Source organism: Salibacterium sp. K-3 (assembly GCF_054052005.1).
In genome coordinates, this window is sequence record NZ_JBSVZE010000001.1 from 1196207 (window position 1) to 1213750 (window position 17544).

At 44.6% G+C, this 17544-nt stretch carries 29 protein-coding genes; all 29 read left to right on the top strand.

The annotated features are described in order from the left end of the window. Window positions 1-13 precede the first annotated feature (13 nt). The 29 genes from ACW9JV_RS05820 (at window position 14) to ACW9JV_RS05960 (ending at window position 17544) form a co-directional block, all read left to right on the top strand. Window positions 14-286, top strand: a complete 273-nt coding sequence (locus tag ACW9JV_RS05820; RefSeq protein WP_457332269.1) for a hypothetical protein — start codon at window positions 14-16, stop codon at window positions 284-286. 107 nt (window positions 287-393) lie between these two features. Further along, window positions 394-1164, top strand: coding sequence for a DNA-methyltransferase (locus tag ACW9JV_RS05825; RefSeq protein WP_457332271.1), 771 nt, complete (start codon window positions 394-396; stop codon window positions 1162-1164). A gap of 41 nt (window positions 1165-1205) precedes the next feature. Further along, complete coding sequence (locus tag ACW9JV_RS05830) at window positions 1206-1733, top strand: Holliday junction resolvase RecU (protein ID WP_457332273.1); 528 nt, start codon at window positions 1206-1208, stop codon at window positions 1731-1733. A 66-nt stretch (window positions 1734-1799) separates the two neighbouring features. Continuing rightward, complete coding sequence (locus tag ACW9JV_RS05835) at window positions 1800-2003, top strand: XtrA/YqaO family protein (protein ID WP_457332276.1); 204 nt, start codon at window positions 1800-1802, stop codon at window positions 2001-2003. Between the two features lie 273 nt (window positions 2004-2276). Further along, complete coding sequence (locus ACW9JV_RS05840; RefSeq protein WP_457332278.1) at window positions 2277-3335, top strand: N-acetyltransferase; 1059 nt, start codon at window positions 2277-2279, stop codon at window positions 3333-3335. Further along, window positions 3313-3708, top strand: a complete 396-nt coding sequence (locus ACW9JV_RS05845; RefSeq protein ID WP_457332280.1) for an ASCH domain-containing protein — start codon at window positions 3313-3315, stop codon at window positions 3706-3708. Before ACW9JV_RS05840 ends, ACW9JV_RS05845 begins: the two co-directional genes overlap by 23 nt. A gap of 38 nt (window positions 3709-3746) precedes the next feature. Continuing rightward, the gene (locus ACW9JV_RS05850) at window positions 3747-4280 is read left to right on the top strand and encodes an ATP-binding protein (RefSeq protein WP_457332282.1); all 534 of its coding nucleotides are present in this window, start codon (window positions 3747-3749) and stop codon (window positions 4278-4280) included. Window positions 4281-4372: 92 nt separating this feature from the next. Continuing rightward, window positions 4373-4501, top strand: coding sequence for a hypothetical protein (locus tag ACW9JV_RS05855; protein ID WP_457332284.1), 129 nt, complete (start codon window positions 4373-4375; stop codon window positions 4499-4501). Next, window positions 4494-4955, top strand: coding sequence for a helix-turn-helix transcriptional regulator (locus ACW9JV_RS05860; protein ID WP_457332286.1), 462 nt, complete (start codon window positions 4494-4496; stop codon window positions 4953-4955). Before ACW9JV_RS05855 ends, ACW9JV_RS05860 begins: the two co-directional genes overlap by 8 nt. A 165-nt stretch (window positions 4956-5120) precedes the next feature. Beyond that, entirely contained in the window at window positions 5121-5321 is a 201-nt protein-coding gene (locus ACW9JV_RS05865; RefSeq protein ID WP_457332288.1) for a hypothetical protein, read from the top strand. 75 nt (window positions 5322-5396) lie between these two features. Further along, entirely contained in the window at window positions 5397-6119 is a 723-nt protein-coding gene (locus ACW9JV_RS05870; protein WP_457332290.1) for a hypothetical protein, read from the top strand. A 46-nt stretch (window positions 6120-6165) separates the two neighbouring features. Further along, the gene (locus tag ACW9JV_RS05875; RefSeq protein WP_457332292.1) at window positions 6166-6303 is read left to right on the top strand and encodes a hypothetical protein; all 138 of its coding nucleotides are present in this window, start codon (window positions 6166-6168) and stop codon (window positions 6301-6303) included. Window position 6304: 1 nt separating this feature from the next. Next, window positions 6305-6799, top strand: coding sequence for a transposase (locus ACW9JV_RS05880; RefSeq protein WP_457332294.1), 495 nt, complete (start codon window positions 6305-6307; stop codon window positions 6797-6799). Beyond that, a complete protein-coding gene (gene terL / locus ACW9JV_RS05885) occupies window positions 6747-8201 on the top strand; it encodes a phage terminase large subunit (RefSeq protein ID WP_457332296.1) in 1455 nt (484 codons plus the stop codon). Before ACW9JV_RS05880 ends, terL begins: the two co-directional genes overlap by 53 nt. Window positions 8202-8205: 4 nt before the next feature. Further along, a complete protein-coding gene (locus ACW9JV_RS05890) occupies window positions 8206-9525 on the top strand; it encodes a DUF1073 domain-containing protein (RefSeq protein ID WP_457332298.1) in 1320 nt (439 codons plus the stop codon). Then, window positions 9512-10303 (top strand): phage head morphogenesis protein, encoded by a 792-nt coding sequence (locus tag ACW9JV_RS05895; protein WP_457332300.1) that lies wholly within the window; start codon window positions 9512-9514, stop codon window positions 10301-10303. The genes ACW9JV_RS05890 and ACW9JV_RS05895 overlap by 14 nt, the downstream gene beginning before the upstream one ends. Before the next feature lie 13 nt (window positions 10304-10316). Continuing rightward, entirely contained in the window at window positions 10317-10454 is a 138-nt protein-coding gene (locus ACW9JV_RS05900; protein WP_457332302.1) for a hypothetical protein, read from the top strand. Then, entirely contained in the window at window positions 10451-11539 is a 1089-nt protein-coding gene (locus ACW9JV_RS05905; protein ID WP_457332304.1) for a DUF2213 domain-containing protein, read from the top strand. The genes ACW9JV_RS05900 and ACW9JV_RS05905 overlap by 4 nt, the downstream gene beginning before the upstream one ends. A gap of 59 nt (window positions 11540-11598) precedes the next feature. Next, entirely contained in the window at window positions 11599-12051 is a 453-nt protein-coding gene (locus ACW9JV_RS05910) for a structural cement protein Gp24 (RefSeq protein ID WP_457332306.1), read from the top strand. A 29-nt stretch (window positions 12052-12080) separates the two neighbouring features. Then, a complete protein-coding gene (locus tag ACW9JV_RS05915) occupies window positions 12081-12977 on the top strand; it encodes a DUF2184 domain-containing protein (RefSeq protein ID WP_457332308.1) in 897 nt (298 codons plus the stop codon). After that, complete coding sequence (locus ACW9JV_RS05920; RefSeq protein ID WP_457332310.1) at window positions 12977-13387, top strand: hypothetical protein; 411 nt, start codon at window positions 12977-12979, stop codon at window positions 13385-13387. Before ACW9JV_RS05915 ends, ACW9JV_RS05920 begins: the two co-directional genes overlap by 1 nt. Continuing rightward, window positions 13387-13725 carry a DUF4054 domain-containing protein gene (locus ACW9JV_RS05925; RefSeq protein ID WP_457332312.1) on the top strand — a complete coding sequence of 113 codons (339 nt, stop codon included), beginning with the start codon at window positions 13387-13389 and terminating at the stop codon, window positions 13723-13725. Before ACW9JV_RS05920 ends, ACW9JV_RS05925 begins: the two co-directional genes overlap by 1 nt. After that, on the top strand, window positions 13722-14333 hold the full coding sequence (locus ACW9JV_RS05930) for a hypothetical protein (RefSeq protein WP_457332314.1): 612 nt from the start codon (window positions 13722-13724) through the stop codon (window positions 14331-14333). The genes ACW9JV_RS05925 and ACW9JV_RS05930 overlap by 4 nt, the downstream gene beginning before the upstream one ends. After that, on the top strand, window positions 14333-14680 hold the full coding sequence (locus tag ACW9JV_RS05935; protein WP_457332316.1) for a hypothetical protein: 348 nt from the start codon (window positions 14333-14335) through the stop codon (window positions 14678-14680). The genes ACW9JV_RS05930 and ACW9JV_RS05935 overlap by 1 nt, the downstream gene beginning before the upstream one ends. Further along, window positions 14677-15177, top strand: coding sequence for a phage neck terminator protein (locus tag ACW9JV_RS05940; RefSeq protein ID WP_457332318.1), 501 nt, complete (start codon window positions 14677-14679; stop codon window positions 15175-15177). Before ACW9JV_RS05935 ends, ACW9JV_RS05940 begins: the two co-directional genes overlap by 4 nt. Before the next feature lie 4 nt (window positions 15178-15181). Next, entirely contained in the window at window positions 15182-16174 is a 993-nt protein-coding gene (locus ACW9JV_RS05945; protein ID WP_457332320.1) for a DUF3383 family protein, read from the top strand. Between the two features lie 15 nt (window positions 16175-16189). Continuing rightward, on the top strand, window positions 16190-16582 hold the full coding sequence (locus ACW9JV_RS05950; protein WP_457332322.1) for a phage structural protein: 393 nt from the start codon (window positions 16190-16192) through the stop codon (window positions 16580-16582). Window positions 16583-16619: 37 nt separating this feature from the next. Beyond that, complete coding sequence (locus tag ACW9JV_RS05955; protein WP_457332324.1) at window positions 16620-16877, top strand: hypothetical protein; 258 nt, start codon at window positions 16620-16622, stop codon at window positions 16875-16877. Between the two features lie 208 nt (window positions 16878-17085). After that, window positions 17086-17544: a hypothetical protein gene (locus tag ACW9JV_RS05960; RefSeq protein WP_457332326.1), complete on the top strand. Its 459-nt coding sequence runs from the start codon at window positions 17086-17088 to the stop codon at window positions 17542-17544.

The window sequence follows — 17544 nt, forward strand, 5'->3', positions numbered from 1 at the left end:
GGAGGAATGAACAATGAAATACTTTGAAATCAGCCAACCGTATTATGCCTTGTTGAAAGCCGAAAACGAAAGTCAGGCGATTATGAAATATATCGAGCAGGTGGCGGATGATTCCGAGAACGAGCCTTTGTGCGAGGAAATACAGGAAGTGCCGACAGATTACGCTGTCGCTAAATTCAGCAGAGCGACAGGTGAGGACAGGGAACTTCCTCCACTCCGAGAAGTGCTCGATGAATTGAGAGACGGCGAAGATAGCGTGCTGTTGATTGACGGATCGCTGCTGTAAGTAACGTTTACCAACTAAAAGAGACCCTGATAAGAGGGTCTCAATACAATAAAGGAACAAGCGTTCCCTTTCGGATTTAATTCTATCATGCGGAAGGGAGAAAAGAAATGGCAATACAACCAAACACGATTTACAACATGGAATGCATTGAGGGGATGAGGCAAATACCGGAAAGCTCCGTAGACATGATCTTATGCGATCTCCCTTACGGAACGACACATTGTAAGTGGGATGAAATTATCCCGTTCGAACAATTATGGGAGCAATATAAACGCGTCATTAAAGATCGCGGAGCCATTGTTCTCACGGCAAGCCAGCCATTCACTTCTAAATTGGTCGCAAGTAACCTGAGCTGGTTTCGGTATGAGTGGATATGGAAGAAAGGGAAGCATACTACAGGGTTCCAGAACGCCAAACGAATGCCGCTGAAGAATCACGAGAACATCTGTGTTTTTTACAAAAAGCTGCCGACATATCACCCGCAGGGCTTGCTGCCGTTGGTAAAGGTTAAAAGAAAGAAGAGGAAAAGCACAGGTGGCATTTTTAAAGAGGGTGATCAAAGTTTAATGAAAGATCACACGACGACGCATACCAACTATCCGAAGTCCATCGTGGACTTCCCGAGAGATAAGAACACCTTTCATCCCACTCAGAAACCTTTACTGCTCTTTGAATACCTGATTAAGACTTACACCAATAGAGGTGATACAGTGCTGGATAATTGCATGGGAGCATTTACGACAGCGGTTGCTGCGGATAACACAAGGAGGAATTGGATTGGTTTTGAGCTCGACAATGAGTTTTGTCACCAGGGACTTAAACGGATCAATGACAACAGACAGCAATTAGGTATGACCGAGGTGAGTATTACCGAATGAATGGACAGTGAATCTATCAGCAAAGGTTGAGGAGGGACAGAATGAAGCACACTCAAGCTAATAGAGGGATGGCCTTTGAGCATTTAGTTAATACTTCGAATCTGCAATACAAGAACAAGGGGCTCGCGCTGATCTCCAAGCGCCCGACCCCGGTCAAGGTGCTGAAGTCGAGTGGCACCAATATTCAAAAAGCTGTGTGGGAAGCGAAAAGCTCGGTGGACTTCTCAGGCGTCTATAATGGGAAAGCAATCGAATTTGAAGCAAAGAGCATATCCGGAAAGCGGTTCGATCTCAAGAACATCCACGATCACCAGATCCAGCACTTGAAAAATGCAGAGCAACATGGAGCCACTGTGTTCCTTCTCGTTGAGTTTCGGGATACTCGGGAGGTATTCTTCACGCCACCATCACTTATTACACTGGCGGCGAAAAATGCGGCGCAGGGAGGGCGTAAATCGATTCCTATCGATGACTTTCAAATCTACGCCGATTTAGTGAGACAGGGCAGAGGAGTTCCGTTGGATTATCTCGCTGTGGTAGACAAGCATGCTGAAAAAGTAACGAGTTAACGATAAAAAAGCCGCCCCTCTCGGAGCAGCTCACCACTACAACTAGTATATCAGGGAGGGGCTACTATGAAAAGAATGCAAGAAATCGACATAAATCCTAGCACTGGGGAACTGGATATTGATATAATGGAACAAAATTCCTCTTTTGCCATTGTTGTTTGTAATGGGAAAGCAAAGCTGACAGAGCTTCCGGATCACGGAGAAGCGAAGATTGTGATGCACCAGGGCAAGGTTAAGAGGGTGAAGTATGATGAGGGGGAAGAGTTTTAGACGACTTGAAGGTGTTTCAAGAACAAGGTATTGAAGCCACTTTAAATAAGTTATTTGATTATTATTTAATTCCCAGGGAGTAAGAGGAATGATATAAGCATGGTTGAATAGAGGTAGGCTTATATATAAACCTGCCGAGTTCAAAATCCCCTCTAAAAAGAAGAATATTAGTGTTATTTATCTAAATTTATCAAAAATTGTATTATGTTGGAGAAGGAGTTCTTCTCTTTATGTAGAAGTTAAATCTAGTACATAAAAAGGGGGTACATCTTAATGCAAGAAACATTTCTTAAACACGAGTATTTTAAAAACATTAATTTAGAAGATCCTTTTTTTGACTCATTAAAAGCTGACTACAACGGTTTTGAAGAATGGTTCAGGAGAAAGGGTGATGAAAAAGCTTATTATTATGAAAACGAGGAAGGTATTCAAGCTTTTTTATATCTCAAAATTGAAGACGAAGAATTAACACATATTGAACCGCCTCAGCCACGAAAGAAGAGAATTAAAATTGGTACATTAAAAATTAATCCTCATGGAACAAGACTAGGAGAGCGATTTGTAAAAAAAGCTCTTGATTATGCTGTTGTGAAGGATATAAAGGAATTATATGTAACAATTTTTGCAAAACATACTGAGTTAATTAATCTGCTTTATAAATATGGCTTCTATAAAGTTGCATTAAATTATCCTAATGGAAAAACTGAACAGCCTGAAGAAGTTATGTTTAAAAACATGGAGGTTATCACAGAAGAACCTTTACAAGATTATCCGTTAGTCAATATAAGAGATAATGAGTGTTTTTTACTATCCATTAATCCGGAATACCACACTGAACTATTTCCAGATTCTATTTTAACGAATGAAAGTTTTGACCTAATTCAGAATGTCTCTCATACAAATAGTATCCATAAAGTTTATATCTCCAATGCCCCTCATGCAAAATTTTTAACCCCCAAAAGTGTAATTGTAATTTATAGAACAGGAGACGGAGTAAGCCCAGCAGAATATAGAGCTGTAGCTACATCAGTATGTGTCTTAGAGGAGGTTAAAACTAAAAGAGATTTTAATAATTTAGAGGAATATTTAGACTACTGCAAGAAGTATAGTGTATTTTCTGAAACTGAATTAAGAAAAAGGTTTAATAATAATGTTGCAGTATTAAAAATGACATATAACTTAGCCATGGAAAGAAAATTAATTAGAAGAGATTTAGCTGATCAATGTGGTCTAAATAGAAAAGATCGATGGACATTGATAAAATTAACCGATAGTCAGATGAATAAAATTACTGAATTAGGTGGTATACATGAAAGTTTTGTTATCAATTAGACCAGAGTACGTAGAGAAAATTTTTAACGGTGATAAACAGTATGAGTACAGAAGAAACATTTTTAAAAATCAGGACGTAGACACTATAATTGTTTATAGTACTAAGCCAGAAGGGAAAATTGTAGGAGAACTTCTGATTGAAAAAATACTTATTGAAGACATCGAGAGTCTTTGGGAACAGACAAAACTTTTTTCTGGAATTACTTATGATTTCTTTAAAAAATATTTTCATAATAAAGAAAAGGGCTATGCCATTAAAATAAAAAAAGTAATCAAATATGATCAACCGTTGTCCCCATTTGAGAAGATAGATAATTTTCATGCGCCTCAGTCCTTTAGCTATGTACATCCCAGCTCCCAATTATTGACATAAATCTCTCGATGCCTATTTCATGAAAGTAGGGGATATGAATGATTTTCGTAGGTGGGATTCACGGTGTCGGAAAAAGTTTTGTTTGTAAGAGGTTATCGGCAAAATTTAATTTACCTCATTATTCTGCAAGTGAACTTATCTCAAGAAATTCTAAAGAACAATTATGGATAGATAAAAAGATTAGTGATGCTGAAAGAAACCAAACAATGCTACTTTCTGCCTTAGATGATCTTCTCCTAAATGACACTCAATTTTTATTAGATGGACATTTTAGCTTATTAGATAGCAAAAATAATATTTCTGAAATACCTCAAAAAACCTTTGTTGAGTTATCTCCCCATTGCATAATTGTTATAACAAATAAGGTAGATACTATTAGAGATAATTTATATCATAGGGATCATATACTTTACGAAACAAGTTTACTGGAAGACTTTCAAGTTTGCGAGGAAAATTACTCTAAACAAATTGCCAGGATATTAAATATACCTTATAAAAAATGGGATTTATCTAAGTCAGAAAATGAAAATGAAATTGAATGCTTCTTAAATGATGTTTTAAATAATGGTTAATATGTTCTACCAGTCCACTGGAGGACGCTTTGATTTACGGTTACGGCCGTGAATCTTGGCGTCCTCTTTTTTATTAGATTGGAGGATGCTGCATGACCAAGAAAAAGCCGAAAGAGAAGCTTACTAATAAAGACCTGAAGGAACTGATGGGTGTGAATAGACCGACGTACGGACACGGCAATGGTGGAGCGATTAAGCAAAAGGGGCGATTCCATGAATAAGCGACAAATCGAAGCGCTGTTGAAAGATTACCACTGGATGATGAACAGTATTAAACTGCTCCGCGATTCGATGGAGGACGCCGGAGAGAAGCTCACAGCCCAATACGGAATTGAATCCGTTATGCCAAAAGCACAAGGCGGCGGTCAGAGTGATCCGGTGGCTAAAGAGACAGCTAGACGCGAAAAGCGCTGGAATAAGGTCGCTCAGTACGAAAAGAAGGTCAAGCTCATACAGGATCGCATTCACTTGATCACGGACGACCGGGAAGTTGAGGTGCTGCATTGGTTACTCGAGGGAAAATCTTTGAGGTGGATTGGTAAGCACATGGGATTGTCTCACTCTCATGTGAACCGTATTCGAGAGTCTATTGTCGACAAAATCACGGGCGATGTTCCAGATGTTCCAAATGTTCCAGAAGAAACAGATTTCGCGGAAGTTACATCCCCGTGCTAGACTGGGAGGCAGGACGGGGTGGACATAGATCCCCATGACCGCAGAACGAAAAATCGAATACTCACGCCCTTGCGTGCTTCAAGGCATCTGCTCTGCAGGTGTCTTTTTGTTGATAAATAAAATAATGTCTTCTGTCGAAATAATTGGCAGGAGGTGCTGGTAATTTTGGACTTATCAGGAGTAGATACATCTGTTATCGATGAGATGGCTTGGAAGTCAGGCGCGTTATTATTAACAATGTTTTTAACCGGCATTATTGTTGCTCTTCTTTTGAGAGCCTGCAAAGTTCCATATGGCATTACTAGGAGTATAAGTTCGATAGCAGCATTAGTTGCAGCCTATTACTGGTTTCAGTTATTCACATAATGTCGAATATTGTCGCACGAATGATGGAGGATTCCCTCCTTTCTGCTCAGAAATTGTCAGAAGGAGGAGATTAATTTGAGTGAAAAAAGTAAATTGGTAAGTAGAGTACATTTAATTTATCTTAGTATTCTATTTGCAATAACAACTATTGCAATTTTGACTATTTCAGTGTGGCATGATGAAAATACTAGTGCGGGCTTAAATAATGCAGCAACTGCAGCATCGATAGTTTTAGCTGTAGTGGCAATTGTTATGACGTTAGTGGACGTTGCGGGCCAACGAAAAAATATCGCTGAAATTAAAGAAACTGCTGACAAACTTGAAGAAACTATGAAAGTTGCTAGTGAACAATTAAATGACGTAAATGAGCTGAGGGAAGAGATGCTTGAAGCTATAGAGGAGGTTAGATTACAAAATGTTGAGCAAAATAATGAGCAGATACAGCATATTAAAGAATTAATAAGCAAGATTAATTATGAAGATGATCAAAGTGCCCAATATAAAGAACATTTAAATCAAATGTTGAATATGTTGGCTAAAAATAATGAAACTAACGATTTAAGTGGATCTATTAATGTATCTTCGAATCAACAGAAGATCGATATAGAAGAAGAGATAATTCAAATGGCTTATAAACACTTTGGGTACACCCCATTTACACTAAGAGATTTAGGTAAAGTCACAATTTATGAAGGCCAGAGGTACACTAGATCCCTTTTGAAAAATGTTTTAAAAAATTTGGTTAGTCAAAACAAGATGGATATTATAAATGGAATCATGTACCGGTTAAAAGAATAACAGTTTAAGAGCATCCCACGGGGTGCTTTTTATATGGGGTGAGAAAATGAGTGTCGGCAATTTAAAAGTAACACTCCATGCGGAAGTGCTTTGCAAATATGACGGAAATATTGTACTGGCACTATTCCTGAACGATAAGTTTTCAAGCGTGATGACAGTTAATGAGGAGGCAGGTGCTATGTGACATGGCCGGAAGAAAGAACAAATATCAGACACATGTGCAGCCGTATCTGAAAGAGATCGAGCATTGGTGTAGAGACGGAGCAACCGAAGAAGAAATCAGGATTCGTCTAGGCGTTGCCATGTCCTCCTTCTCTAAGTACAAGAACGAATATCCGGAATTAACGGAAGCCTTAAAAAGAGGAAAGCAGGAAGCTGATTATGAAGTCGAGGATGCACTGTTTAAGAGGGCTACCGGTTATCAGTACGAAGAAGTCACCTACGAGATGGGCCATGAAACAAAGAGAGTTGTTAAGTATCATGCGCCGGACCCAACATCAGCCATCTTCTGGCTTAAGAACAGACAGCCGGAGAAATGGAAAGACAAGCAGGATATTGAGCATAGTGGGGAAATCACAAACAATAATGTAGACCTATCCTCCTTGAGTGATAAGGAGCTGAGGGAAATTGCCAACCTTAACAACGGATCAGAAGAACGCCCTGGCAGAGGAAGCGAATAAAGAGCTTGCCCGGCGTAATATGGAAGAATTCACCCTGTACACCCATGGCGATTATGATATGAATTGGCATCATAACGTGTTGTGCGACAAGTTGAATCACTTCGTTTTTGGGGATTTAGACCGCCTTATGATCTTCATGCCACCCAGAAACGGAAAGTCGGAACTGGTATCGCGCCGGTTGCCGGCTTTTATTTTTGGTAATGATCCGAATGCGCAAATTATATCAGCAAGCTATGGTTCAGACTTGGCAAGTCGTATGAATCGAGATGTGCAACGTATCATTGATGATCCGGTGTATAGCGAATTGTTCCCGCACACAACCTTGAACGGGTCTAATATTAGGACGGTTGCTACTGGAAGCTATTTAAGAAACAGTGATATTTTCGAAATTGTAGATCACAAGGGGAGTTATAAATCAAGTGGTGTCGGCGGCGCAATCACCGGACTTGGAATGACATATGGTATCATTGATGACCCTTATAAAAACCGAAAAGAAGCAGAGTCCCAGACGGTTCGTGAGGCTGTCTGGGATTGGTATGTTTCGACTTTTTACACTCGCCTTGAGAAGAATGGGAAGATCCTTATTACGCTGACCAGATGGCATGAGGATGATCTGGCTGGACGACTTCTGCAGTTGCAAGAAGAAGATGAATATGCGGATCAATGGGAGGTTATTAACTTCCCGGCGATCGCGGAAGAACCGAAACATCCAGAGGACCCACGTGAAGATGGAGAAGCATTGTGGCCAAACAAATATCCGAAAGAGGAATTATTAAAAATTAAGGCTACGGTTGGAAGTTATGAATGGTCAGCGTTGTTTCAGCAGCGACCGTCTCCAGGCGAAGGCAATATCTTTCAGCGGCATTGGTGGCAATATTACAAAAAAGCGCCATCCCGTTTTGATGAAGTGTTGCAGTCGTGGGATTGTACTTTTAAGGATACCGATGATGCAGACTATGTTGTCGGCCAAGTATGGGGACGAGTTGGCGCAGACCGTTATTTATTGGACCAAGTAAGAGCGAAAATGAGTCTGCCGGATACGATGCAGGCTATCAGGAATTTATCTTCGAAATGGCCTGCTGCCAAAACGAAATTGGTAGAAGATAAAGCGAATGGAACGGCGGTGATCCAAATGCTGAAACGTGAAATCCCTGGTTTAATCCCCGTTAACCCTGAAGGCGGCAAAGAGGTGCGAGCGCAGGCGGTCACAGCGGAAATTGAAGCCGGAAACGTGTTTATACCCGATCCTTCGTTAGCCAAATGGGTTAATGATTTTGTGGAAGAAGCATCAGCATTTCCTAACGCCAGCCACGATGACCAGGTGGACGCCATGACCCAGGCATTGAATCGAATTGCCGGTAAAAAGTCGAACCTGCTGGATCGCTACAAGAAAATGAGGTGAAACGATGGGAAACAAAACAACAATGGACCGAGCCCAGGACTATAAAGGTGACTTTATGCAGACGGCTGGCAAGGGCGGAGAGCAGGATCCTCTCGTTCGTCAGCAGGCTGGTGACTGGGCGCTGTTAAGTGATGAAGAAATCACACGGCTATATGCCGGCAATCAGATTATCCAAAACATCGTTGACATACCGGCTGAGGATGCAACGAGAGAGTGGATCACAATCGAAATGGAAGATGAAAAGCTGGCTCGAGCTTTAGAAAAGCGACTGGAGACGTTGAACGCGCCGGAAGCGATTGAAAAAATGGTCGCTTATGATCGACTTCGTGGTGATGGGTTTGTGTCGATTGGAGTATCACAAGGCGGCCGTAAATGGGACTTGGAAGACCCTATCAATCTTCGAAGCCTGCGGTCTATCGATTACCTGCATCCATTCTCGCGGAAGAAAGTCACCAAGTTCCTCATTAACGACGACCCGTTTGACCCGAAATTTGGGGACGTCGAGCATTATCAGATTAACCCGGGACATACAACAATGGATGACTCTCCGTTACAGAGAGACGTGCATAAATCGCGCCTGCTGCACCTGCAGACCAAACGCATCGAGGACAGAGACTGGGGACAGTCGATACTGGAGCCGATGAAGGATATCATAACGGTGTTCGATACATCGTTGTGGTCGGTGGGGCAGATGCTTTATGACTTCACCTTCAAGGTTTTCAAGAGCCAGCAAGCTGACGGGATGACCACCTCAGATTTAAGGGAAACTCAAATGCTAATGGACTATATGTTCCGCACCGAAGCTTTAGCAATTATTCACCCTAACGAAGAGCTCAATAAAGAGAACACACAGGTAAATGGTGTTGAGCAGCTGCTTACATTTGTCTGGGATGTGCTGGCCGGATCCGCGAAGATGCCGAAAAGTCATTTGCTCGGGCAGCAGTCCGGAACGATATCCGGCGCACAGTACGACAGCCTGAACTATTACGCGCGCATTGCGGGCACGCAGGAGAACTTCCTACGGCCAAAGATTGAATACCTTGTTCGGCTTCTGCTATGGGCCAGTGATGAACCCGGCGGCCAGATTGACCCGGATTCTATCGACTGGAAAGTGAAGTTCAATCCGTTGTGGCGGCTGGACGAGCAGACCGATGCAGACATCCGGAAGAAAAACGCTGAAACGGACAGCATCTATCTCAAGAACCAAGTGCTCACGCCGGATGAAGTCAGACAGAAACGCTTTGAGATGGGCAGTCTGATGGACGAACTGGAAATGCCTGATGATCCGGATGGTGAAGGAGGCACCGGAAATGGCGAAGATTAGAGGCGGCGCTTTTCCTACGGCCGTGGCTGTTCAATATGCCAGGCGAGTGAAAGGGCTGGTTGATCGGAACAGAAAGATCATGTGGGACGCATGGACCGAGCGTATCAAGCCTTTGATTCATCAATACCGGAACCGGAGTGACGCTCTGGTGTTGGACGAGGATGAGCTTTCCGAGATTCAAAAGGAATTGGAAGCCATCGAGGAGGAGACCGGCGAATCGGTGTTTGCTACTGCAGCCGTCACCGCCATTGTCCAACAGTTCGTGAATGGATTGAATCGGCGGCAGAAAGAGGAGTTTGCAGAGCAGTTCCGCGATATTGTTGGGGTGGACCCTACCATGAATGAATCGTGGCTTGCCTCTTTCATGGAAACAGCAGTAGCTGAGAACGTCTCCAGAATTAAGTCTATCGACAGGCAGTATCATGATGACATCAAAACCATTGTCATTCAGGGCGTCCGCAGCGGTGAATCCTTAAACGAAATGGCAGAGAAGATTAAACGAACGTCGGGCGTAGGGAAGCGCCGGGCGGTTTTTATTGCTCGGGACCAAACGGGGTCCATCATGGGGGATATAACCAAACGCCGTCATCAAGAAATGGGCCTTACCAAGTTCCGGTGGCGTGACAGCAGTGACGGTCGTGTTCGGGAAAAGCACCGCGAACTGGATGGGAAGGTCTTTACGTGGGAGAAAGGCGCTGACGGGCTGTACCCCGGAAAGGAATACAACTGCCGGTGCGTACCAGAACCATTAGAAGAAGAATTATTCGAGTTTAAGTGAGGAGGTGAGAGGGATGGCGGATCCGGATTACCGCATGGAGCGTAAAAAGGGAGTCACTGAGACCGAGAAACGCTCCAAAACGATAAGCAATGACAGCTTCCGTACCCCGAAGAGCGGCAAGCAGATTCTGAAAGGGGGTGAGAACGAATGAAGCTGCATAGGTACGACAGAGCAAAGATTTTGAGTCACGATCAAAGCGATGAAGGCTTTTTAACAGTCCGAGCTGTCGTGACAAAGCCCGGTGTGTATCCGTATCAGTCCAGTGACGGCACGAACCAGCAGGAATTGAAGCACCCGGAGGATATATACTCGGACCTAACAATCCGCAGCTGTAATGCCAAGCCAGTTACGGACGATCACCCTTCTGAAGCAGTCGGTGTTGATAACATTCAAGCGCTCGGGAGGGGCCTGTCTCATAACGACGCATCAGTACAAAATGGCGGCATCATGGTATCTTTTACGATTACCGATAAGGCGCTGATAGAAAAAGTGCTTGAAGGCGATAAAAGGGAAATCAGCTTGGGCTTTATGACGGACCTTGTATCAGAACAGGGGCAGTACGAAGGGCAGAACTATCAGTTCCGACAGACTAACGTTGAGGTCAACCACATTGCGATTGTAGACCAGGGTAGAGTAGGACCGGAAGCCGCCATTCGTGGCGATTCGTCCGCATGGCAGGTTGACCGAAAAGATTCAAAACAAGAAGGAGGCAGCACAATGGCTAAAATCAAGATTGACGAAAAAGAATTTGACGTGCCGAGTGAAGTAAAGTCAAAAGTAGACGGGCTGCAGGCTAAAGCTGACAGCTACGATCAGCTTAAGAAGGATCATGACACGCTGACGGCCAACTATGACGCGCAGAAAACCGAATTGGACAACAAGAAAACAGAGCTGGACAACGCGCAGAAGGCCGAACCGCAGCAGGACGCTATTGATAAGGCAGTCGAGAACCGCATTGCTCTGATCGATAGCGCCCGGGAACATCTGCCGGAGGACTTCGAGTACAAAGGCAAGGCGGACCAAGATATTAAGGTGGCTGTGATCCAAACACAGGACGAGAAGTTCGACGCGAAAGAGAAGTCCGAAGAATACATCAATGCTCGGTACGATGCCACGATGCAGTTCCTGAACGACAGCGTACAGTCGTCGGTTGGAGACAATCAGATGAAGTTCACCGGAAGCAAAAACGATACGATTGATAAGAAACGCGCAGACCGCATGAATATGAAGAAATAAGCATGATCGCTCTCGGCAGCGGTCTTTTTTAATGCACGATTTTAAGGAGGATGAAAAAAATGCCTATCACTGATTATCAGAAGTACATGGACGCCGCGGCATCAAAGGGTAAGTTTGCTACCTATCAAGACAGTCATGCTGAAACGAAAGCGGCTGCGTCTGCAATTTCCTATGGCATGGCAGTTGAGATGACAGGCGGCGGCTCTCAAGCACAGACATTCCAGGGTGGCACGTTCCTGGGCGTGGCTCTTGCTAGAGAATACTACGATTACACGGATCCTAATGCACAGAAGCAATACGATGCCAACGAGCCGGTTGCTGTAGTCCGCAAAGGCGTTATCTGGGTAGAAGTAGATGAAGATGCGGCACCCGGTGACACTGTTTATGCAGCTTCGACTACCGGTAACTTTAAGACCTCGGCAACCGATGGCGTAGAAGTCACTGGAGCAGCATTCAAGAGCACTGCCAATGCTGGTGAGCTTGTCCAACTGGAACTGAACCTGCCTGCGTAATTAACAATCAAAGAAGGAGTGGATAGAAAATGGTCATGAGAAATGACGCCATGATGCGTCCAGAAGATCTGGAAGCTGTTGATAACGTACTGTATGAACCGAAAAGAGAAGAACTGAAAGCACGAACGCTTCTCAATGTAAAAAGTAATATCCCGCGCGGAGCAGAAACGTACAGATATGATGTGATGACACGGACCGGTGCTGCTAAAATTTTGGCTCCTGGTGCATCCGATGTACCACTCGTAGACGTAGACATGAAGAGCGAGACGGTACTCTTGTATTCCATTGTCTCGGCTTTTCGTGTCCACATTCAGGAATTGCGCCAAGCACAAATGGCCGGACGTTCGATTGAGTCCACGAAAGCAAACACTGTCCGCCGTGCGATTGCAGAGAAAGAAAATAAACTGGCTTGGGTCGGTGACGATGACCACAACATCACCGGCCTGACGAATGCCGAGGGTATTCAGACGATGGCTGTCGATCAGAATGACGGAGGTACTTCGACAGAGTGGGCTGACAAAACCGGTAAAGAGATTGTGACCGATGTCCGGAAGGCTAAGTCTAAGGTTGATGAACTACCGGGTCATGAAGCGGATACACTCGTTGTAACGCCTGACAACTTCGAAGAATTGCAGAAAGAATACAATCAGTACACCGGCCAGACGGTGCAGCAGTACATTGAGGCGCAGAACTGGTTCAGCACGATTGAAAAGACATCCGACCTCGTGGGACAAGGAGAAAGCGGTGGCGACTGCTTCCTCGTCTTTGACAGTGCGCCGGAAGTTGCCGAGCTGCTGATTCCTATGGATATCACCCGCCATGATCAAGAGTACGCTTTTCCTTACTACAAAGTGCCGGCTGAAGAACGTTGCGGCGGTGTCGTCGTTCGTTATCCTATGGCAATCGTGAGAGGAGATGGTGTTTAATGTTGGTACAAAACAAAGGTAAATATATTCGCCATGCGGCAGGGGTGCGCCTCCTGCCGGGTGCGAACCAAATATCGGTAGCTGATTGGAAACGGTTTTCCGGCCACCCTATCGCCAAACGGTGGATTGATAAGAGTGAGATCGTCACATTCGAGAAAGAGAGCGCGGACGAGAAAGAGAGCGTGGAGGATGAAACGGGCGACGACACAGAAGGAGCTCAAAGCGTTACGGAAATCAATGCTAACCCGGCCGTCGAGTTAGTGAAAGACACCTTCGAACCTGAACTGCTTACGAAATGGAAGCAGGAAGAACAGGAAAAAGACAACCGCAAGACCGTGATTGATGCTATCGATAAACAACTAGCTGAACTGAATGGTGAAGGAGACGGCAACGCGGAAGGTGATCAGTAATGGCTGATACAACTGTTGATAATGTGAAAGCTATTGCTAGTCACCTGAAGAGCTTGAGTGATTCGGATATTCAGATGTATATCGATGATGCGAAGATGGAAGTGGATGAATTAGGTGTTGCTGAAAAATATCATGAGCGTTTACAACGATATCTAGTAGCGCATTACGCTTCCTTGAATATTCGTCGCCCTGAAGCTCGAAGTTTTGAAGGCGCTAGCGTTTCTTATAAAGGGCCACGAGAAACAACATATGGATCTGGGATGAACATGACAGAGTACGGACAAGAATACCAACGTTTGTTACGTAAGGCTCAGGGGTTAAGGCTGTTGGTTTTATGAGTATTAAAATTAAAGATAACAACAATCTCCCAAAATTAATTAAATCCCTCCGGGATCTCCAGTCCATGAGCGTTGAAGTCGGTGTGTTTGGTGAAGATGACTCCCACATGCTTATGATCGCACGCGTGCATGAATTCGGTGTGGATATCAAACCGAAGCAGTCTCAGTACCTCACAATTCCGGCACATCCAAAGGCGCACGGAAAGAGCGCAGGTGACTTCAGCAATCTCTTTTTCATTGAGACCGATGACGGCAGTAAGCTTTTGGCTCGAGAAAAAGGGAAGGACCAGATTGAAGTGTACTTTGTGCTCGTGAAGTCAGTGACAATTCCCGAGAGGTCGTATGTACGCAGTACGTACGATGAAAAAGAGAAAGAAATGGCCGCCAATATGGAAAAACTGCTGCAAGGCGTTGTGGATTTCAATATCACGCCAAAGCAGGCCTATGATCGAATTGGTGCGTGGCTGGTTAGTGCTATTCAGGAAAAGATACGTAACATCAAGTCTCCGCCGAACGCTAATACCACTAAGGAGGCGAAAGGAAGCAGCAACCCGTTGGTTGATACCGGCCGTCTCCGTCAGTCTATTACGTGGAAGGTGAGAAGCTGATGTTTTTCATGTATGAAGAGATGGTGGACCTGGATAACGAGATAGAGTTTACCCTGCACGAAGAAGTCAAAGGGCACTATGACACCGAAATCGGGAAATGGGTGGACGGATCTGTAACATCTGTACAGGTAAGAGGTGTCATTATTCCGCTGTCGAATAGGGAGCTCCAATACTATGAAGCTGGAACCTACAACTCAGAGGATATGAAGGTCTACAGCAAGAAGGATATGACTAACGGCAATAAGATCGAATACAACGGCGATACGTATGAACTGCAGCAGAAAAAGTTTAATAGAAGTTTCGCTGACTTTGCTACGTACGTGGCGAAAAAGCAGGTGGTTACATGATTGACTATGCTAACCTCAAAGAAACATTGCGCTCTGGTATCTGGAACGATCTAGGGCGCTTTTTTGTGAGCTTAGAGAACAATGAGCCGAGGCCGGATTCACAGGAAGGTATTAATACGTTCATCAGCTACAAATTCACCACACCTGAGACGATGGAAGAGTCGTATCAAACCCACGATAGTGGCATTATGACCTATCACGCACTTGTTAACATGACGCTCTCTCTAACGGTGCACAGCAACACCAAAGACGAAGCGCAAACGGTGGCAGGGGGGCTGCGTCGCTGGTTTGATTTTCATGCGTACTACTACCTATCCAGTCACAACATCGTGATACGCAGCGTGGAATCAATGCAGGACCGGACGACCTTTCTCGAAACAGAACATACACACCGCGTCGGCTTCGACGTGATACTCCGGATTCCGGACACCGAGCAGTACGACATTGCGACCATCGAGCGCGCAGAACTAAACGGAAAAATCATAGAAGAGGAGTGAGAACATGGCGATTAAAGACTGGACGATAACAGTCAGCCGGGAAACAAGGGCTTTAGCTCGCGCTGGCTTTGGTATGCCTCTTATTTTGGCAACCAATGCTGACCAAACATTCACCAAATACAGCGATATAGACGAGGTACAGGTAGATTTTGACGACACGACAGAGGCTTATGCGATTGCAAACCGTATATTTAAGCAACGCCCGCGACCACAGGAGGTTGCTATATTAGGTGTTTCCTATGAAGCAGGGACGGATACTCCGTCAGTGCTCACAGATGCTTTGGATGGCGTAGAGGAGGATTTCTATTTCCTTGTATCTGACCAACAGACACAAGATGAAGTGGTCGCCCTGTCCGATTGGGCGGAAGGGAAACAGAAAATGTACGGGGCCAGCGTGGACGACCCGGCTATATTAGATGCTATAGCGGATAACGAAAATACTTTTGTGGCAGTACACGATAACCCTACAAGCTATCCCGTCGAAGGGTGGATTGGACGATGCGCGCCAGAAGATCCTGGTTCTATCACATGGAATTACAAGCATGTGGAAGGCATTGAGGAAGGTGGCACGGACGTAAGCGACATCAAAGACCGCAACGGAAACAGCTATATCGAGCAGCACGGAGAATTACACATGTATGACGGACGAACCGCATCCGGGGAATGGATTGACGTGATACGCTCTCAACATTATTTGTACACGCGTATTGATGAAAACATTTTCCTCACCTTATCCAGAGCAGATAAAGTACCTTACACCAACGCTGGTATTGCCATGATTGAAAGTGCGATTGAATCCGCTATAAAAGAGGCTGCAAATAACGGCATGGTAGCAACGAATGGAGACGGTGAGTTTATTTACAACGTGAGCGTACCTACGCGTGCGGACACGACAACAGAAGATAGAGCCAACCGTATTTTACCGGACATTCAAGCAAGTGTGACCATAGCGGGAGCTATTCACGGCGGCGATATCGACATTCTGGTGCAAGTTTAAAAGGAGGAATAGAAAATGCCACAGTACGATCCTGATAAGATCAACATTATCATTGACGGTATGTATGCGCAGGGGCTGGCTCCCACAATGGTGTCTTTCGAGAAATCAGAGGACACTGCGTCCGTAACGTACGGCGCACAGGGAGCTTATGACGTAGCAGAAAGCTACAACACGCAGGGAACCATCACTGTCACGTTTCTGCGAAGTTCTCCGACTCTCGCCATGCTGCGTTCACGGCATAACAGTCGCACGCATTTCCCTGCGTATGTGACAGATAAGAACGATACTGGTCAAGTCAAAGCAGGCGGAAGCGACGCTAGAGTGCTTTCCCCGCCTGGTGGAGAGCGCGGTAATGAAGCACCAACAACACAAGTGACTATCACCGTATTTGATTACGAAGAGAAGTAAATGAAACTACTAAAATCATTCCTAGGAGGAATAAATCATGGAACAAAAACAAAAGACGATTGAATTCAACGGACAAAACTATGTACTGGCACATCCTGGTGCTTTTTGGTATCTCGAAATCACGGATGAATGCCGCGGAGCGAATGGCACACTGCAGCAGGCGCCGTACTTTGAAGCTCTGCTTAAAAATGTAGTCGTCGAACCGGGCGTGAAAATCGAAGACTTTAAACATGACATCAAAGGGTTGCAGGAGTTTGTAAAAGAGATAGAGTCCTTTCTTGGGGAACGGTCGTAGCTTTGAAGAAATGGGGGAATATGAGGAACGAGCGTGGCGTCTTGTGATGTCACGCCGGTTCTCGTACACGGAAATGCGAACGATGACTTTTAATGAAATTGACCGGGCGAACGGGGCTCTTAATTATTTCAAGCACAAAGGGAAGTATGATGACTACTACTGATCCCTCCGTGTATGGTACCATGAGGAAAAACATGGAGGGATATTCATGGAGAGGCAAAAACAATGTCCTGAGTGCGGTAAATACAAAATTAATGAGAAAATGGCGAAACAGATATGGTTTTATATCCTCATTCCTGCGGCTATCTATTTTATGGTTGGAGCTGGATCTATTACATTAGGTGTTTTACTTTTTGCTATCCCATTTTTTATACTCGGAAGATGGTACTACCTTCATCAATTCAGATCTTTACGTTTGCACAGCGCAATATACGGAATGTTTTGGGGAGGGTTGTTTTTAATAGCTCCTGCAAGTACATTTACTGGTGAATCCGGTCAAGGCATATTCAATTTTATGGCTGCTGCGGTCGCCATCAACGTTATATGTTTTATAATATCTTTTGTTAAAATAAGCCGTTCTGAAAGCGGCGGTCAAAAAGAAGTCTACCGCTGTGAAAGTTGCGGTTATGAGTGGGAAGAACACCCACCTAAAGAAAAATACGCTTAA

What these genes read in the sequence shown, in the direction of transcription:
- ACW9JV_RS05820 (WP_457332269.1), top strand. Translation starts at nt 14, where the DNA reads ATGAAATACTTTGAAATCAGCCAACCGTATTATGCCTTGTTGAAAGCC.
- ACW9JV_RS05825 (WP_457332271.1), top strand. Translation starts at nt 394, where the DNA reads ATGGCAATACAACCAAACACGATTTACAACATGGAATGCATTGAGGGG.
- ACW9JV_RS05830 (WP_457332273.1), top strand. Translation starts at nt 1,206, where the DNA reads ATGAAGCACACTCAAGCTAATAGAGGGATGGCCTTTGAGCATTTAGTT.
- ACW9JV_RS05835 (WP_457332276.1), top strand. Translation starts at nt 1,800, where the DNA reads ATGAAAAGAATGCAAGAAATCGACATAAATCCTAGCACTGGGGAACTG.
- ACW9JV_RS05840 (WP_457332278.1), top strand. Translation starts at nt 2,277, where the DNA reads ATGCAAGAAACATTTCTTAAACACGAGTATTTTAAAAACATTAATTTA.
- ACW9JV_RS05845 (WP_457332280.1), top strand. Translation starts at nt 3,313, where the DNA reads ATGAAAGTTTTGTTATCAATTAGACCAGAGTACGTAGAGAAAATTTTT.
- ACW9JV_RS05850 (WP_457332282.1), top strand. Translation starts at nt 3,747, where the DNA reads ATGATTTTCGTAGGTGGGATTCACGGTGTCGGAAAAAGTTTTGTTTGT.
- ACW9JV_RS05855 (WP_457332284.1), top strand. Translation starts at nt 4,373, where the DNA reads ATGACCAAGAAAAAGCCGAAAGAGAAGCTTACTAATAAAGACCTGAAG.
- ACW9JV_RS05860 (WP_457332286.1), top strand. Translation starts at nt 4,494, where the DNA reads ATGAATAAGCGACAAATCGAAGCGCTGTTGAAAGATTACCACTGGATG.
- ACW9JV_RS05875 (WP_457332292.1), top strand. Translation starts at nt 6,166, where the DNA reads ATGAGTGTCGGCAATTTAAAAGTAACACTCCATGCGGAAGTGCTTTGC.
- ACW9JV_RS05880 (WP_457332294.1), top strand. Translation starts at nt 6,305, where the DNA reads ATGGCCGGAAGAAAGAACAAATATCAGACACATGTGCAGCCGTATCTG.
- ACW9JV_RS05890 (WP_457332298.1), top strand. Translation starts at nt 8,206, where the DNA reads ATGGGAAACAAAACAACAATGGACCGAGCCCAGGACTATAAAGGTGAC.
- ACW9JV_RS05895 (WP_457332300.1), top strand. Translation starts at nt 9,512, where the DNA reads ATGGCGAAGATTAGAGGCGGCGCTTTTCCTACGGCCGTGGCTGTTCAA.
- ACW9JV_RS05900 (WP_457332302.1), top strand. Translation starts at nt 10,317, where the DNA reads ATGGCGGATCCGGATTACCGCATGGAGCGTAAAAAGGGAGTCACTGAG.
- ACW9JV_RS05905 (WP_457332304.1), top strand. Translation starts at nt 10,451, where the DNA reads ATGAAGCTGCATAGGTACGACAGAGCAAAGATTTTGAGTCACGATCAA.
- ACW9JV_RS05910 (WP_457332306.1), top strand. Translation starts at nt 11,599, where the DNA reads ATGCCTATCACTGATTATCAGAAGTACATGGACGCCGCGGCATCAAAG.
- ACW9JV_RS05915 (WP_457332308.1), top strand. Translation starts at nt 12,081, where the DNA reads ATGGTCATGAGAAATGACGCCATGATGCGTCCAGAAGATCTGGAAGCT.
- ACW9JV_RS05920 (WP_457332310.1), top strand. Translation starts at nt 12,977, where the DNA reads ATGTTGGTACAAAACAAAGGTAAATATATTCGCCATGCGGCAGGGGTG.
- ACW9JV_RS05925 (WP_457332312.1), top strand. Translation starts at nt 13,387, where the DNA reads ATGGCTGATACAACTGTTGATAATGTGAAAGCTATTGCTAGTCACCTG.
- ACW9JV_RS05930 (WP_457332314.1), top strand. Translation starts at nt 13,722, where the DNA reads ATGAGTATTAAAATTAAAGATAACAACAATCTCCCAAAATTAATTAAA.
- ACW9JV_RS05935 (WP_457332316.1), top strand. Translation starts at nt 14,333, where the DNA reads ATGTTTTTCATGTATGAAGAGATGGTGGACCTGGATAACGAGATAGAG.
- ACW9JV_RS05940 (WP_457332318.1), top strand. Translation starts at nt 14,677, where the DNA reads ATGATTGACTATGCTAACCTCAAAGAAACATTGCGCTCTGGTATCTGG.
- ACW9JV_RS05945 (WP_457332320.1), top strand. Translation starts at nt 15,182, where the DNA reads ATGGCGATTAAAGACTGGACGATAACAGTCAGCCGGGAAACAAGGGCT.
- ACW9JV_RS05950 (WP_457332322.1), top strand. Translation starts at nt 16,190, where the DNA reads ATGCCACAGTACGATCCTGATAAGATCAACATTATCATTGACGGTATG.
- ACW9JV_RS05955 (WP_457332324.1), top strand. Translation starts at nt 16,620, where the DNA reads ATGGAACAAAAACAAAAGACGATTGAATTCAACGGACAAAACTATGTA.
- ACW9JV_RS05960 (WP_457332326.1), top strand. Translation starts at nt 17,086, where the DNA reads ATGGAGAGGCAAAAACAATGTCCTGAGTGCGGTAAATACAAAATTAAT.